At 73.9% G+C, this 14,918-nt stretch carries 15 protein-coding genes; 2 read left to right on the top strand and 13 right to left on the bottom strand.

Going from position 1 to position 14,918, the window contains the following annotated elements:
* Positions 1-22: 22 nt before the first annotated feature.
* Complete coding sequence (locus ACQ9ZG_RS29530; RefSeq protein WP_109914492.1) at positions 23-1,090, bottom strand: ABC-2 transporter permease; 1,068 nt, start codon at positions 1,088-1,090, stop codon at positions 23-25.
* Positions 1,087-2,118 (bottom strand): non-homologous end-joining DNA ligase, encoded by a 1,032-nt coding sequence (ligD, locus tag ACQ9ZG_RS29525; RefSeq protein ID WP_258311981.1) that lies wholly within the window; start codon positions 2,116-2,118, stop codon positions 1,087-1,089. Before ligD ends, ACQ9ZG_RS29530 begins: the two co-directional genes overlap by 4 nt.
* A gap of 76 nt (positions 2,119-2,194) precedes the next feature.
* Between ligD and ACQ9ZG_RS29520 the strand changes: the two genes are divergently transcribed.
* Both ACQ9ZG_RS29520 and ACQ9ZG_RS29515 read left to right on the top strand, forming a co-directional pair.
* The gene (locus tag ACQ9ZG_RS29520; protein ID WP_109914491.1) at positions 2,195-3,256 is read left to right on the top strand and encodes an ATP-dependent DNA ligase; all 1,062 of its coding nucleotides are present in this window, start codon (positions 2,195-2,197) and stop codon (positions 3,254-3,256) included.
* Between the two features lie 115 nt (positions 3,257-3,371).
* Positions 3,372-3,800 carry an ATP-binding protein gene (locus tag ACQ9ZG_RS29515; RefSeq protein WP_028418703.1) on the top strand — a complete coding sequence of 143 codons (429 nt, stop codon included), beginning with the start codon at positions 3,372-3,374 and terminating at the stop codon, positions 3,798-3,800.
* A 21-nt stretch (positions 3,801-3,821) separates the two neighbouring features.
* On the opposite strand, the gene ACQ9ZG_RS29510 is transcribed toward ACQ9ZG_RS29515, so the two are convergent.
* The 11 genes from ACQ9ZG_RS29510 to ACQ9ZG_RS29460 form a co-directional block, all read right to left on the bottom strand.
* Complete coding sequence (locus ACQ9ZG_RS29510) at positions 3,822-4,229, bottom strand: STAS domain-containing protein (protein ID WP_109914490.1); 408 nt, start codon at positions 4,227-4,229, stop codon at positions 3,822-3,824.
* Positions 4,226-5,317 carry a cobalamin B12-binding domain-containing protein gene (locus ACQ9ZG_RS29505; RefSeq protein ID WP_084990900.1) on the bottom strand — a complete coding sequence of 364 codons (1,092 nt, stop codon included), beginning with the start codon at positions 5,315-5,317 and terminating at the stop codon, positions 4,226-4,228. Before ACQ9ZG_RS29505 ends, ACQ9ZG_RS29510 begins: the two co-directional genes overlap by 4 nt.
* Complete coding sequence (locus tag ACQ9ZG_RS29500; protein ID WP_499281396.1) at positions 5,314-6,993, bottom strand: PP2C family protein-serine/threonine phosphatase; 1,680 nt, start codon at positions 6,991-6,993, stop codon at positions 5,314-5,316. Before ACQ9ZG_RS29500 ends, ACQ9ZG_RS29505 begins: the two co-directional genes overlap by 4 nt.
* Before the next feature lie 207 nt (positions 6,994-7,200).
* Positions 7,201-8,538, bottom strand: a complete 1,338-nt coding sequence (locus ACQ9ZG_RS29495) for a lytic transglycosylase domain-containing protein (protein ID WP_499281395.1) — start codon at positions 8,536-8,538, stop codon at positions 7,201-7,203.
* Between the two features lie 102 nt (positions 8,539-8,640).
* Positions 8,641-9,390 carry a hypothetical protein gene (locus tag ACQ9ZG_RS29490; RefSeq protein WP_499281394.1) on the bottom strand — a complete coding sequence of 250 codons (750 nt, stop codon included), beginning with the start codon at positions 9,388-9,390 and terminating at the stop codon, positions 8,641-8,643.
* Positions 9,391-9,453: 63 nt separating this feature from the next.
* Positions 9,454-9,984: an Rv1363c family protein gene (locus ACQ9ZG_RS29485; RefSeq protein ID WP_032756112.1), complete on the bottom strand. Its 531-nt coding sequence runs from the start codon at positions 9,982-9,984 to the stop codon at positions 9,454-9,456.
* Positions 9,985-10,004: 20 nt separating this feature from the next.
* Positions 10,005-10,700 (bottom strand): hypothetical protein, encoded by a 696-nt coding sequence (locus ACQ9ZG_RS29480; protein WP_499281393.1) that lies wholly within the window; start codon positions 10,698-10,700, stop codon positions 10,005-10,007.
* Positions 10,697-11,239: a hypothetical protein gene (locus tag ACQ9ZG_RS29475; RefSeq protein WP_028418695.1), complete on the bottom strand. Its 543-nt coding sequence runs from the start codon at positions 11,237-11,239 to the stop codon at positions 10,697-10,699. Before ACQ9ZG_RS29475 ends, ACQ9ZG_RS29480 begins: the two co-directional genes overlap by 4 nt.
* Positions 11,236-12,504 (bottom strand): MlaD family protein, encoded by a 1,269-nt coding sequence (locus ACQ9ZG_RS29470; protein ID WP_028418694.1) that lies wholly within the window; start codon positions 12,502-12,504, stop codon positions 11,236-11,238. Before ACQ9ZG_RS29470 ends, ACQ9ZG_RS29475 begins: the two co-directional genes overlap by 4 nt.
* Entirely contained in the window at positions 12,501-13,790 is a 1,290-nt protein-coding gene (locus ACQ9ZG_RS29465) for an MCE family protein (protein ID WP_258312331.1), read from the bottom strand. Before ACQ9ZG_RS29465 ends, ACQ9ZG_RS29470 begins: the two co-directional genes overlap by 4 nt.
* Positions 13,787-14,917: an MCE family protein gene (locus ACQ9ZG_RS29460; RefSeq protein WP_099218929.1), complete on the bottom strand. Its 1,131-nt coding sequence runs from the start codon at positions 14,915-14,917 to the stop codon at positions 13,787-13,789. The genes ACQ9ZG_RS29465 and ACQ9ZG_RS29460 overlap by 4 nt, the downstream gene beginning before the upstream one ends.
* Position 14,918: the final 1 nt, after the last annotated feature.

The raw sequence follows: 14,918 nt of genomic DNA, 5'->3' as shown, positions 1-14,918 counted from the left end.
CTGTAAGCCGTACGGAGTGGTCTCAGGAGGCCGTGGCCGCATGCTCGGGCGTGCGGGCACGGCCTCCTGGGTGCCGGTGGCGCCACACCCAGAAGACCGTGCAGGAGACCAGCGCCCAGGCGGCGAGCACCAGGTACGGGAAGACGAACTGGTGGCCCTGGTAGTAGACGGCCGTGTGCTGGGCGTTGACGGAGGCGCCCGGCGGCAGCCAGCGGCCGATGTGCCCGAGGGCGGAGGGCAGCAGCGGCCAGGAGACCGCCCCGCCGGAGGACGGGTTGCCGAGCAGGACCATGACGCCCCAGGTGGGGATCATCGCCCACCGGCCCATCAGGGTGTTGAACATGGTGAAGACCATGCCCGAGGTGAACATCGTGAACGCCAGGATGAGCCACGACTGGACGAACGGCAGGTCCACCGCCCCGAGCCACCAGTCCACGGCCGCCGCGATGGCGAACCCGCCGAGCAGGGCGTACGCGGCGGTGAACGCGATGCGCTCCGCCGGGTCGAGGCCGCGGGCGTGGATGCTGAGCTGGATCGCGCCGAGGAAGCCCATGATGACGGCGGCCAGCGAGATGTAGAAGAGGGCGAGCCCGCGCGGATCACCGGGCTGGAGCGGTTTGACGTCCCGGACGGTGACCGGCACCCCGGTGGCCTCCCCGGTCTCGATGCCCGCCTTGCCGAGCAGTTCGGCCACGGAGGCGCCGGAGGCCCCGGCCACGTCGAGCGCCACCCCGTTCTCCGCGGCGCGGACGATCGCGAAGACCTTCTGCTCGTCCAGGGCGCGCCGGGCGTCCGCGAGGTCCCAGTAGTCGTGGAGTTCGAGCGAGGCGTCGAGGGCCTTCTCCATCCCGGCGACGAACGCCTCGCCGCGCTGCACTGCGGGCTGGGTGACCAGGGCCGCCGGGATGCGGTGCGGGGTGGGCTTGGCCATCGCGTACGTGTAGGAGCCGGCGAAGAGTCCGGCCGCGGCGGCGACGATGAGGACCAGGACGGTCGCGGGGAGGAACGGGCCGTTCTTGTACGCCTCCCAGCGTTCGCGGAGCGTCAGGGGGCGGCCGTGGGCACCGTGCTTCTCGCTGCTTCCGCTCACGCGGTACCGCCGCCGTCACCGTCGTCGTGGCGGGCGCGGCTGGGCTGGACCCGCTTCGGTTCGCCGGGCATCTTCGGGTACTCCGGCGGGTACGGCATGTCCCCGAGCCCGCGCTCCTCCTCGTCCCGGTCCGCCAGCTCCAGCAGGCCGTCCAGCCGGAACGCCTCCTGGTCCATGTCCGCGTGGACGTCCCCGAGTTCGGCGTACCGGCCCGGCATCGTGGCGATGTCGAAGTCGCGCGGTTCGGCGTCGTCGATCTCCTCCCAGCGCAGCGGTGCCGAGACCGGGGCGTGCGGGAAGGGGCGTACGGAGTAGGCGGAGGCGATCGTGCGGTCGCGGGCGGTCTGGTTGAAGTCGACGAAGATCCGCTCCCCGCGCTCCTCCTTCCACCAGGCCGTCGTCACCCGCCGCGGCATCCGCCGCTCCAGCTCCCGCCCGGCGGCGATGGCGGCGCGCCGGACCTCGGTGAAGGTCCAGGCGGGCTCGATGGGGACGAAGACGTGCATCCCGCGCCCGCCGGAGGTCTTGGGCCACCCCCGTACGCCGTGGTCCTCCAGGACCGAGCGCAGCTCGTGGGCGGCGGTGACCGCGTCGGCGTAGTCGGTGCCGGGCTGCGGGTCCAGGTCGATGCGCAGCTCGTCCGGGTGGTCGGTGTCCCCGGCCCGGACCGGCCAGGGGTGGAAGGTGAGGGTGCCGAGGTTGGCGGCCCAGATCACGGCGGCGAGTTCGGTGGGGCACAGCTCGTCGGCGGGGCGGCCGCTGGGGAAGGCGATGCGGGCGGTGGGGATCCAGTCGGGGAGGTTCTTCGGGGCGCGCTTCTGGTAGAAGAAGTCGCCCTCCACCCCGTCCACGAACCGCTGGAGCGTGGTCGGCCGGTGGTTGAGGGCGCGGGTGATCCCGGGGCCCACGGCCAGGAAGTATTCGGCCACGTCCCTCTTGGTGTAGCCCTTCGCCGGGAAGTACACCTTGTCCGGGTTGGAGAGCCGCACCGCTCGTCCGCCCGCGTCCAGCTCCACCGCTTCTCCCATGACGGCCACCGTAGGCCGGTCGCACATATGCCGCACATCGGGAGACATAGGTGTGCGGGGGCGCCAGAATCGGGCCATGGACCTGCCGGTGATGCCGCCCGTGAAACCGATGCTCGCCAAGTCGGTGGCCAAGATCCCGCCGGGCATGAGCTATGAGGCGAAGTGGGACGGCTTCCGGGCGATCGTCCACCGCGACGGTGACGAGGTGGAGATCGGCAGCCGTACGGGCAGGTCCCTGACCCGCTACTTCCCGGATCTGGTGGACGCCGTGCGGGAGAACCTGCCGCCGCGCTGTGTGCTCGACGGGGAGATCGTCATCGCCCACGAGGGGCGGCTCGACTTCGACCGGCTCAGCGAGCGCATCCATCCGGCGGACTCCCGGGTGCGGATGCTGGCCGAGCGGACCCCGGCGAGCTTCATCGCCTTCGACATCCTGGCCGTGGACGACACCTCGCTGCTGAGCACCCCGCAGGCGGACCGGCGGGCCGTGCTGGAGGCGGCTCTCTCCGGCGCCTCCGCGCCCGTGTTCCTCGCCCCGTCCACCACCGACATCGAGCTGGCCCGGGAGTGGTTCGACCGGTACGAGGGGGCGGGACTGGACGGGATCGTGGCCAAGCCACCGGATCTGCCGTACCGGCCCGACACCCGGGTGATGTACAAGATCAAGCACGAGCGGACGGCCGACGTCGTGGTGGCCGGTTACCGGGAGCACAAGAGCGGCCCGGTCGTCGGCTCGCTGCTGCTCGGCCTGTACGACTCCGGTGGCGTGCTCCAGCACGTCGGGGTCTGCGCGGCCTTCCCGATGCGGCGCCGCGCCGAGCTGGCCGAGGAACTGGCCCCGCTGCGCTGCGAGTTCACCGGCCATCCATGGGGCGCGTGGGCGGACGCGGCGGCGCACGAGGCCTCCCGGCTGCCGGGGACGCAGAACCGCTGGACGGGAAAAAAGGACCAGGCGTGGGTACCGCTGCGGCCGGAGCGGGTCTGCGAGGTGGCGTACGACCACATGGAGGGCGACCGGTTCCGCCATACGACGCAGTTCCGGCGGTGGCGCCCGGACCGGACCCCGGCGAGCTGTACGTACGCGCAGCTGGAGGAGGTCGTCTCCTACGACCTGGCGCAGGTGCTGGCGGGCGGCTGACCCGGGGGGCCGTGGGAGGTGTGGAGACGGCGAGAGGGGGAATGCGGTGGTTTCCACGGGAAGTTCCGCATTCACCGAGCGCCCTTCACCGACGGCGTGGAAAGGAGGTACGGGCGTGCACCCTACCCCGCACACCCCTCCCGTACGTCACGCCGATGCCGTACCCCTCCGTGTGCCCAGCAGCGCGGCCGAGGCGCGCGATGCCGTGACCCGGCTGCTGACGGCGGAGTTCGGCGGCCTGACGGACGAGACGCTCGCGAACGTGGTCGTGGCTGACGCCCTGCTGGTGACCTCGGAGATCGTCACCAACGCGCTGCGGCACGCCGACGGGGTCACCGGCTTCTCGGCCCGGATCATCGGCGGCGACCTCCATCTGGTGGTCGACGACGCGGACCCCCGCCATCCGGTCCTCCAGGAACCGGTCCCGGGGTCGGTCGGGGAGGGCGGCTACGGCTGGTCGCTGGTCCACCGGCTGACCACACGGCTCTCCGTCACCCCGCACGGGCGCGGCAAGCGCATCGCCGCCGTGGTCGCCCTCGCCTGAGCCGGGGGCCACGGCCCGCGGTCAGGAGGTGGGCGAGGGGTGCGGGTCGGACGGCCCCTCCTCGCCCGCTCCCCTGGCCGGCCACCGTTCCTCCTGGTCCCGGCGGGCGAACAGGTGGTCGATCCCGGTGATCCGCATGATCCGGTCAAGGAAGGCCGGGGCCTCCTCGACGTGCAGGCGCACCCGCCGGACCGCCGTGTCGCGGTGGATCTGGAGCAGGGCCGAGACGCCCATGGAGTCGCACATCCCGAGCCCCGCGCAGTCCAGGTACAGATCGTCCAGTCCCGGCCGCGCCGTCAGCTGCTCCATCGCCCGCCCGACCAGTTCGTCACTGGTGTCGTGGTCCAGGTCCCCGGTGAGGCGCAGCCGCACCCAGCCCCGGCCCTCCTCGGCGGTGACGGTGAGGAGAGGACTCGGCAGGGCGGTCATGCGGGGGCTCCGGGTGACTGATCGGTGGCGGCCACGGCCTCGTCCAGGTGGCCGCGGGCTCGGTCGAGCATACGGGTGGCGCGCGGGAAGTCCTTCAGCTCGGCGGCGAGGGCGTCCAGGGCGGGGCGCAGGGACCGGGCGGGGACCCGGCGGGCGGTCAGGACAGCGGCGGTCCACCGGATGAAGTCGGTGAAGAGGTCGTCGCTGTCGGTGTAGAGGGCGACGCCGAGGAACTCCACGATGTGGGCGACGTCCTCGGCCGTGCGTTCGCGCTGCGGGGCGGAGTAGTCGGCCATCGCGGGGAAGTCCCGCTCCAGCCGGGCCAGCACCACCCGGACGAGCCGGGCTCTGGCCCGGACGACGAGGGTGTACTCCTGGTCGCTGAGGTGGGCCAGGCCGTCGTTCTCGCGGCGGCCCGCCGCGAGGTCGGGGGACGGGATGCCCTCGGCCAGCCGACGGGCGGCGGCCCGGGCGTCGGGGGCCCAGGCGTCGGCGCCGAGCAGCCGGGCGTAGCGGCCGTCGGGGCCGAACGCGGCGCCGCCCGCCAGCACCGGCACCCCGACGGCCTGGCAGGCGGTGATCGCGGAGTGGGCGGTGGGGAGCCGGGTGGCGAGCGAGGAGGAGAGGGCGACCGCGTCGGACCCGGTGTTGTGGAGATGGGTCACCAGGTGGGGGGTGGGCACCTGGGCGCCCAGGAAGTCGACCCGCCAGCCGCGCAGGGTGAGGACCTCCGCGAGCAGCCGGGCGGGCAGGGCGTGCCACTCGTGGTCCACGCAGGCGACGGTGATCCGTCCGCCGTAGGGGGCCGGACGGTGGGCGGGGTGGTGGGCGAGCGCGGCGATGACGCGCTCCGCGATGGCGGTCGCGGCGTGTTCCTGGGCGACGGTGAGCCGGTCGGCCTGCCAGGCGCGGCCGACCCGGGCCTGCACGGGGGCGATCACGTCGAGCAGGACCGTCTCCGCGGAGACGCCGGTGTCCAGGGCGGTCAGCACGAGATCGGCCGCGCGGTACTCGTCCCGGCCGGTCACCGCGGCCCAGAGATCGCCCCGGAGCGTATCGAGACCGGTGGCGTCGACTGTGGTGGTCATGCGGTGTACCTGCCCCGTGTGTGGCCGTCCACCGCGGTGAGATGAGTCGTCGGCGGTGCGGTGATCGCCACCACCGCCAGATCGTCGTGGCCGCCGTCGCCCAGCCACTGGGCCGCCAGCATCCGGATGTGCTCCACCACGGCCTCGCCGGGCATGCCCACGCACTCGGCCAGGGCGCGCTTCAGCCGTTCGTCGCCGAAGAGCTCACCGCCGAGCGGGCCGCCGCGCGCCTCGGTGATGCCGTCGGTGTAGAGCAGGCACGTCTCCCCGGGCAGCAGGACGGCCTCGACCGTACGGGCCGTCACCTGGTCCAGCGCCCCCACCAGGCTGCCGTGGGTGGGGACCTCCTCCACCCGGCCGTCGTTGCGCACGATCAGGGGCGCCGGGTGCCCCGCCGAGGTGAGGCGCAGCCGCACCTGGTTCCCCGAGCGCAGCACGGAGGCGAGGACCAGGGTCGCGAAGCGGGTGTTGTCGGAGTTCAGCAGGGCCCCGTTGAGGAGCTGCAGCACCCGCTCGTGGTCGTCGGCCATCGGCACCAGGGCCTGGAGCGTGTTGCGGATCTTGCCGGTGAGGACGGCGGCCTCCAGCCCCTTGCCGCAGACGTCCCCCAGCACCACCAGCGACGGGTCGGCGGCCGTGGGCCCGGGGTGGACGTCGTAGAAGTCGCCGCCCACCCGCTCGTGGGCGTTGGAGGGGCGGTAGCCGCCGGCGAACTCCACACCCCGCACCCGGTGGAGCCGGGGCGGCAGCAGGTCGCGCATCAGCGTACGGGTGATGCTGTGCTGCTCCGCGTAGAGGCGCGCGGCCGAGAGGGCGGCTCCGGCGCGGGCGGCGAAGAGCCGGGCGAAGGTCTCCTCGGTCTCGCTGAACTCCCGGCGCGTCTCCGTACGCAGCAGGATCAGCGCCCCGGCGGGCACCCCGTGGCCGGGCAGCGGGGTGACGACCACCGAGCCGACCGGCGTGCGGAGACCGTCGGGGACGAGCCAGTCGGGCAGGGACGTCGGGTCGATCCACTGGGACGGGACGGGCGGGAACCCCTTCAGCGCCTCGGCCAGGCCCGGCACGGTGGCCGGGTCGGCCGCGACCAGCCCCTGGCTGGCCTCCCCGCCCGCGACGGCCCGGGTGACGGGCAGCCTGCGGCCCGATGCCGGGGCCACCACGACGGCCGCGTCGGCGAAGAACCCGGCGGCCAGCCTGGCGGTCGCGGCCATGCACCGCTCGGCGTTGAGCGAGGAGAGCAGGACGTTGGACGCCTCGGCGAGAAAGGTGGTGCGCTCGCGTTCGGTGGTGAGGGCCTCCTCGGCGGCGTACCGGGCGGTCTGGTCGACCAGCCACCACACCACCTCGCCGTTGGCGCGCCGGGTCGGATGGGCCTCGAAGCGGCGGTCCCGGTACTCCCCCGGCACGGCGGGCCGCCGCGCGCCGCCCTGGTGGACCGTGTCGGCGGCCACCTCCGCCGTGGCCCGGGCCAGCCAGGAGAGGCCGTCGGGCAGCGGAGCGCCCTCCGTCACGCCCGGCAGCAGCTCCGTCTCGCCGTCGGTCCGGACGGCCGTGCCGGTCGGACCGACGGTGACCATCGCGCACGGCGGGCAGCCCCAGTCCGCGGGAGCGAACCGCTCCTTCGTGGGTGTGCCGCCTTTCGTGGTGGTGCCGGTCTCTGCCTTGGGTGAAGCCATGAGGGGGGACCCGCCTGCGGCGAGTCGCACCACCTTCCGGTCGGACGAATTGTTTCCCTGGGGCAAACATCTCGGAGGACGCCCCAAATAGCAACCCGATCCCGCACCCGTCCACCGTGCGGGTCACCTGCGGCACAGGATGGTCACCTCACCCTTCCGATGTCTTTGCGAGGCCTTCACATGGAGAGGCCTTCACCGGGCGGGTCGTCAGGGGGCGGGGGCCTCACAGGGCGGGGAGGCGGCGTCGTCTCCCCCGGTCCCGCTCCCGGGGGCGGCGCCGGGGCAGTCGGGGGAGGTGGGGGCCGTGGGATCCGTGGCGCTGGGGTCGGGGCTCGGGCCGGGGTCCGGGTCCGTGGGGGTGGGCGTGGGTGTCGGGGTGGGGCCGGGGCCCGGGTCGGTGGGCCCGGGGCCGGTGGGGTCGGGGCTCGGGCCGGGGTCGGTGGGGCCCGGAGTCGGGTCCGTGGGGTTCGGCGTGGGCTTGGGGCCCGGGTCCGTCGGGTCGGGGCCGGGCGTGGGGTCGGTCGGGGTGGGGGTCGGGCCCGGTGAGCCGGGATCGGTGGGGGCCGGGGTGGGGGTCGGCTTGGGCGTCGGCGGGCGGGTGGGCTGCGGGCCGATGACGATGCCTCCGCCACCGCTGCCGGGCGGCCCGGCCGGTGTACCGGAACCGACCGGAGCCTTGGGCCGGTTCACCCCACCCGGTCCCGGGCTGATCGGCAGCACCCCCTGGCCGTCCGCGACCGGGTGGGCGCCCTCGCGGTAGTACCGCAGCCAGGACAGCACCGTGCGGAGATACGCGTCGGAGCGGTTGTAGCTGAGGATCGCCCGGTCCAGGCCGGCCCTGCCGGTCAGGTCCCGGCCGCCCGCACAGAGGTAGTGCCCGGCGGCGAGGGCGGCGTCGTAGATGTTGTTCGGGTCCTTGCGGCCGTCGCCGTTGCCGTCCTTGGCCCAGTTGACCCAGGTGGACGGGATGAACTGCATGGGCCCGACGGCCCGGTCGTACGTCCGGTCGCCGTCGTACACCCCGTTGTCCGTGTCCCGGATCAGCGCGAAGCCCACCCCGTCGAGCGCGGGCCCCAGGATCGGGGCGAGGGTGGTGCCGTGCGCGTCGACCCTGCCGCCCGCCGCCTGCCCGGACTCGACCTTGCCGATCGCCGCGAGCAGTTGCCACGGCAGCCCGCAGCCGGGGGCGGTGCGGAGCAGGGACCGCTCGGCCTTGCGGTAGGCGGCGAGTACGGTCGCCGGGATCCCGGCCTCGGAGCGGAAGGACGCCACGACCGGCGGCGACGGCGTCTCCCCGGCCTGGGGCGGCTTGAGCGGGGCCGGGGGCTCCGGGCTCACCAGCGGAGGCAGCTCGGTGTGGTACGAGTCGTCGCCCGGCACCTCGCTCCACACCACGTCGTCCGTGCCCGGGGCGGCCCGCTCCCCGCGCGAGGCCGCCACGGCGTCCACGAAGTCGGGCGCCTGGGACGCGGTGAGCGCGGCCATGGCGGCGACCGCCGTGACCGTGCCGGTGAGCTGCCGGCGTACCGTGCCGTTGAACCTCATGACGGGTCCCCTCTCCCCGGTGATCCGGGCTCTCTCCCGGCTCTCCGGGGTCTCGCGGTCTGTCCGGGCGCGGCGGCTGTCCGGGCCTGGTGGTCCGGCGGTTCAGCGGGTGAACGTGTCGATGGCGGCGATCCGCCAGGTGTCGCCCCGGCGGACGGCGTCCACGGCGAACATGGCCGCCGCGTAAGTGGTCTCCTCGTCCTTGCCGGTACGGGTGTTGCTCTGGTCCGCGAAGACCAGCAGCCGGGCCCGGTCGCCGTCCAGGTACTCCACCGCGCTCGCGGTGACCGTGGTGGTGAGGACCAGCTTCTGCTTCTCCCCCTGCTCCCGGACCTCGGCCAGCATGTCCCTGTGCTGCCGCACCGCCCGGCCGGTGAGATGCGTCTCGGCCGCCCGGTCCGCGCGGGCGGGTGAGGCGTAGTCGTACGAGAAGACGGCGCCGACCGCCTCCCCGATCCGGCCCTTCACCTCGCTGGTGCGGGCGATGTCGGTGAGCGCGGTGTTCTGCCGCGCGGGCTCGTCGCGCAGGGCGGCGGCCGAGCCGAACGCCCAGGCGGCGAAAGCTCCGAGGAGGACAGTGAGGGCGCAGAGGAGGGCGGGGAGGGCGGCGGATCGGGGGCGGCGGGTGGCGCGGCGGGGCGGCTCGGGATCTGCCTCTGTCTCCGCCTCCGTCCCCGGCTCGGGCGCGGGCTCGGGCTCGGGCTGTGGCTGCGCGTCCGCCGCCGTCTCCGGTTGCGGTTCCGTCGCCGTCTCCTCGGTGGGCCGGGTGAGGAGTTCGGCGGCCGGGCTCGGGCGCGTCGGCGAAGTCGCCAGTCTGCGGCGGCGGTTGACGAGGTGGCGGGTCGTCGACATGGACGGTCCTCTCGGGTACGGAGGTGGGGCGGCGGGCGGGTGCGGGCGGGGCGCGGCGTGTGGTCAGCCGGCCGTGGAGCCGACGGGCGCCTGGCCGAGCGCGCTGAGCTTCCACCCCTCCGGGGTCCGGGTCAGGGTGCCGAGCATCCGGCTCTCCTTCACCGCCGGGTCGCCCCCGGGCGCGGTGACGGTGACCCGGAGCGCCACCATCACCCCGGCCCGGCCCGCCCGTTCGTCGAGTTCGGTCACCGCGCCGGAGAGCACCTTCGCGGTGCTCACCGTCTTCGCCGCCTCGATCTGCTTCGCGAACGCGTCCCGGCCGTCCACGAGTTGGCGGTGGAGATCGCCGGTGGTCGACTCCTCCCAGCTGTCGAGCCCCTTCCCCAGGGTGCGATGGTCCAGGGTGTTCATGTTCTGGACCGCCTGCTCGCCCGCCGCCAGCGCCGCGTCGCGTGCCCGCGCGTAGGAGGCCGCGTCGTCGTGGGCGGCGTCGTAGCGCTCCCAGCCGCCCCAGCCCGCCGCCGCTGCCGCGACGACCGTCAGGGCCGCCGCCGCGATCACGAGGGGGTTCCTGGTCGTTCCTGCCCGTGCCATGCGCTGTCTCTCCCCTGCCCTCATATGGAGCTGATCTCGACGATCCGCCAGTGCCCGTCCCGCAGTTCGGCGGTGACGGAGAGCTGGGCGGATGCGGTGGTGGCCGGCCGTCCCCGGCGTTCGTAGACCTGGTCGAGGAAGACCAGGAGGTGGGCGCCGGTGCCGGAGAGCCGGGTGACCCCGGCCCGTACGACATGGGTGGTGAGCGTCAGTCTCTGGTCGGCCGCCTGCTTCTCGACCTGGCCGAAGAGTGCGGCGTACTGCTGAAGTGCCTTGCCCGCCAATACCTGTTGGGCCGCCTCCTTGGCGAGGCCGGTGGCGTCGGGGCCGTAGGAGAAGATCCGGCCGAGCGCGTTGCTGACGTCGCCGGTGACCCGGGTGGTGGCCTGGGTGTCCGTGAGGGCGAGGTTGGCGGTGGCCGGGGTGTCGCGCAGCTGCTGCCCCGCCGCGAAGAGGTACCCGCCGGTGGCGAGGAGGGCGAGCGCGAGGACGGCGCCGAGGAGGCGCGGCCACCGGCGGCGGCGGCCGGGCGGCCCGTCCGGGGTTCCGTCCGGGCTGTCCGAGGTGCCGTCCGGGGTGCGCTCCGGGGCGTCGGGCGTGCTGTCCGACGCGTCGGGGGTGCTCTCCGGGCCGTCGGAGCGGTCCTGCCCGTTCTCTCCGTCGACGCGTTCCTCCTCGTCGACCGCCTTGCTCTCCAGCACGGTGCGCTCACTCATCCGTCGTCCTCTCCCGCCGCCATCGCCGTGAGCGCCTTGACCTTCCAGCCGTCGCCGGTACGGGCGAGCGTGGCGGTGAAGCGCTTGCGCTGGGTGCCGGGGGCTCCCGTGCGCGGGGTGACCTCGACGTCCACGGTGGCGATCAGCTCCGCCGTGCCGGTGCGGTCGTCGAGGGCGGTGAGCGCGGCCGAGGTCACCGTGGCCTCGGCGGTGTCGCCCGCCGTCGTGAGCGTCCTGGCGTCGGCGGCCGAACTCCGCTCCAGCTCGTCGTGGAGCGGGCCGGTGGAGGCCTCGCGCCAGGCCCGCAGGCCGGTGGAGACCCCGGCCGCGTCCTTGCCGTCCAGGGTGTTCAGCGTGGCCATGTGCCGTCTGCCCTCGGCCAGGGCCGCGTCACGGGCCTCGGCGTAGGCGAGGGTGCGGTCGCCGCGCGCCTGGGCGTACGACCAGGCGCCGAGCCCGCAGACCAGGGCGGCGGCCAGCAGGACGGCCCAGCCGCCGAGCAGCCGGGGGCGCGTGCCCGTTCCCGTACGGAGTCTCATGAGCCGCCTCCCAGGCCGAGCAGCCCGGCCATCCCCGGGGCGGGCGGCGCGGTGCGGGGTTCGGTGCCGAGCGCTCCGGGCAGCCGGTCCTTCGCCCCCGTACCGCCGCCGTCGCCCAGCAGCATCGAGCCGGGCTTGGCGGGGGCCGGGACCGGGCCGCCCTTCGGGGCGTTGGCGCTGCCCCGGACGTTGATGCCGGTGCCGGGTGAAGAGGCGCACCGGGCGCGGGTGTTGAGGGCGGGGGCCGGTGAGGTGTCGAGCCCGTTGCGGTACGCCGTCGCCCCGTATCCGGCGGTGCACGGCAGCGGTTCGAAGAAGGTGACCGACATACCGAACCGGGCGCCGTCCTCGTCGACCGCGCTCGCTCCGGCCGCGACCACCGCCGGAAGCTTCACCAGCAGCTCCTCCAGGCCGCGTTGGCGGGTGACGGCGACCTCCGACGTGGTGAGCAGGTTGGCGACGACGACGCCGAAGGCGGGGTCGAGGTCGCGCAGCAGGCCGCTGATCTGTACGGCGGCGTCCGGGGTCGTCGCGATCAGCCGCCGCAGATCGCCGTCGGAGGACTTGAGTTCGGCGGCCAGCTCCTTGGCGCCCGAGGCGAACCCCTTGAGCGCCGCGCCCTGTTCGGCCTGGGTCCGCAGCACGGTCTCGCCGTCGGCCATCAGCCGGGTGGTGACCGGCAGCGCCTTGTCGGCCGCCTCGATGAACTCGCTGCCGCTGTCCAGCAGCACCTGGAGGTCGTCGCCGCGCCCCTCGAAGGCGGTGCCGAACTCCTCGACGACCGTGCGCAGATGTTCCAGGTCCACCGAGCCCGCGAAGTCGTTGACGCTGGTGAGGACTTCGGTGGGCGGGGCGGGGAGCGTGGTGTCGGCGGCGTCGATCACCGAACCGTGGCCCAGGTAGGGGCCGTCGGAGCGGGTGGGGCGCAGGTCGACGTACTGCTCACCGACGGCGGAGAGGTTGGCGACGACGGCCCGCAGGCTGTCCGGGATGGGCGGGGCGTCCTTCTCGATCCGCAGCTCGGCCTCCACCCCGTCGTCGGTCAGCTCGATGGGGCCGACGCGGCCCACCGAGACGCCCCGGTAGGTGACGTTGGAGTGGGTGTAGAGGCCGCCGGTCTGCGGGAGCTGGACCGTGACGGTGTAGTAGCTGCGCAGCCCGACGTAGTGGCCGAGCCCGGCGTACCGCACGCCGAGATAGCCGAGGACCAGCACGGCGATGACGAGGAAGGCGATGTTCTTGAGCCGGATGGCGGGTGTGATCACGGGGTGCTCCCCTGCTCGGTCCCCGGGGTCCGGGAGGCTTCGGGCTGCGAGGTCCCCGACACGGCCGGCAGCGGGAGCGGCAGCACGCTCCGGGGGGCCGCCGCACCCTCCGTACCGTCCCCGCCGCCCCCGCCCGGTTCGTGCGGGGGCGGGGGCAAGGTCGGGTCGTCCGGGGTCAGCGCCGGGATGATCCGCGTGCCGGGTGCGGCCGTGACGTCCAGGTAGACGTTCAGGTAGTCGCCCTTCACCCCGCGCAGCACCTCGTCCGTGAACGGGTAGGTGAGCGAGGCCTGCAGGGAGTCGGGAAGGTCCTGGCCGGAGTCCGCGAGGGCCTTCAGTGTCGGGGCGAGCGCCTTGAGGTCCGCGATCATGTCGGCCTTGCTCCGGTTGACGGTGTCGACGGCCACGGTGGAGAGGGCGTCGAGCGAGCGCAGCATGGTGAGCAGGGAGCCGCGCTGCTTCTCCAGGACCTTGAGCCCGGGGCTGAGCCCGGTGAGGACCGTTCCGACGTCCTGTTTCCGGGTGGCGAGGGTGGCGGAGAGCCGGTTGAGGCCGTCCAGGGCCCGGGTGATGTCGCCTCGGTTGTCGTCCAGGTTGGTGACCAGGGTGTCGACCCGGTTGAGCATCGAGCGGATCTGCGGTTCCTGGCCGGTGAGCGCCTTGTTCAGCTCGGTGGTGATGGTCTTGAGCTGGTTGATCCCACCGCCGTTGAGGAGCATGGACAGCGCGCCGAAGACCTCTTCGACCTCGGGGTTGCGGTTGGTGCGGGCGAGCGGGATGCGGCCGCTCTCCGCCAGGGAGCCGCGTGCGGTGCCCTGCGCGGGCTGGGTGAGCTGGATGTACTTCTCGCCCAGGAGGCTGGACTGTTCGAGGCGGGCGTAGGCGTTGGCGGGGAGGGCGATGTCCCCGTTGACCCGCATGGTGACCCGGGCGCTCCAGCCGTCCGGGGCGAGGTCGATCCGGGTGACGCGGCCGACGGAGACGTCGTTGACCTTCACCGAGGACTGCGGGGCCAGGCTGAGGACGTCACCGAACTCGGCGGTGATCTCGTACGGGCGCTCCCCCAGGTCGGCGCCGCCCGGCAGCGGGATCTGTTCGATGCCGGTGAGGACGGGACCGTCGGCGCGGACGGCGACGAGGGCGATCAGGGCTCCGGTGGCCAGCAGGGCGACGGCTCCGACGGCCAGCCGGGCGACCGTACGGGGGCCGGTGCGGGCGTCGGCGGTCTGCGGGGGCCCGGCCGTGGCGTCCGGGGGGCCGCTGGTGGTGTGCGGGGTGCCGCTCATCGTTCCGCTCCCTTCTTCCGCTGCTCCGTCGGCTGTTTCTCCGGGGTGCCGAAGACCGTGCCGACCTCCGGCAGCGGCAGCACGGGCAGGGCCTTGCGGCGGTTCGCGTCGACGGGTGCGAGGCCGGGCGGCGGGCCGGAGGCGGCGGCCGGGTCGGTGAGCGGGCCGCCCATGGAGAGTTCGTTGAGGTTGGCCCGCCCGTTCAGGGTCCGGTTGGCGGGGTCGTACGCGTTCAGGACGTTGCCCGCGGCCAGCGGCAGCGTGTCCATCGCCTCGGCCAGCGAGGCGCGCTGGTCGACGAGGGCCTGGGTGATGGGGACCAGGGCGTCGACGTTCTTCTTCAGCGCGCCCCGGTTCTTGGCGATGAACGTCTTCACCTGGCCGAGGGCCGCCCCCAGCTCCTTCAGCGCGGCGCTCAGGTTCTTCTTGTCGTCCGCGAGGAACGAGGTGACCGAGTCGAGCTGCTGCTCGGCGGTGCGGACCTCACTGTCGTTCTCCTTGAGCATGGTGGTGAAGGACTGGAGGGAGGAGAGGGTGTCGAAGAGGTCGCCGCTGCTCCTGTCGAGCGTCTTGGCGGCCTTGCCGAACTGTTCGACGGAGTCCCCGATGGCCTTGCCGTTGCCGTCCAGGTTCTTCGCCCCGGTCTCCAGGAGCCGGGCGAGCGCCCCGTCGGCGTTGGCCCCGTTCGGGCCGAGCGCCGTGGTGATCTCGGTGATGGAGGCGTACAGCTGGTCGACCTCGACGGGGGTCGCGTTGCGGGCGGCGGGGAGTTCGGCGCCGTCCGCGAGGAGCGGCCCTCCGTCGTAGGCGGGAGCGAGCTGGACGTACCGGTCGGCAACGAGGCTGGGCGCGACGACGACCGCGTGGGCGTCCTCGGGCACCTTGACGCCCTTGTCCAGCCGGAGGACGACCCTCACCTCCTCTCCCTGGGGGGTGACGGACTCGACCGTGCCGACGCGGACCCCGAGGACGCGCAGGTCGGACCCGGCGTAGACGCCGGTGGCCCGTTCGAAGTAGGCGGTCACGGTGGGCCGGGAGTCCTGCTCCAGGGCGCTGACCCCGGTGGTGGCGGCCACGGCGACGACCGCGAGTCCGGCGCCGATCCCGATGATGCGTGTACGTCTCATG

The organism is Streptomyces araujoniae, from assembly GCF_050871195.1.
Lineage (GTDB): Bacteria > Actinomycetota > Actinomycetes > Streptomycetales > Streptomycetaceae > Streptomyces > Streptomyces bacillaris.
The sequence above is the reverse complement of the archived record's forward strand: the minus strand, read 5'-3'. Positions and strand labels throughout refer to the sequence as shown.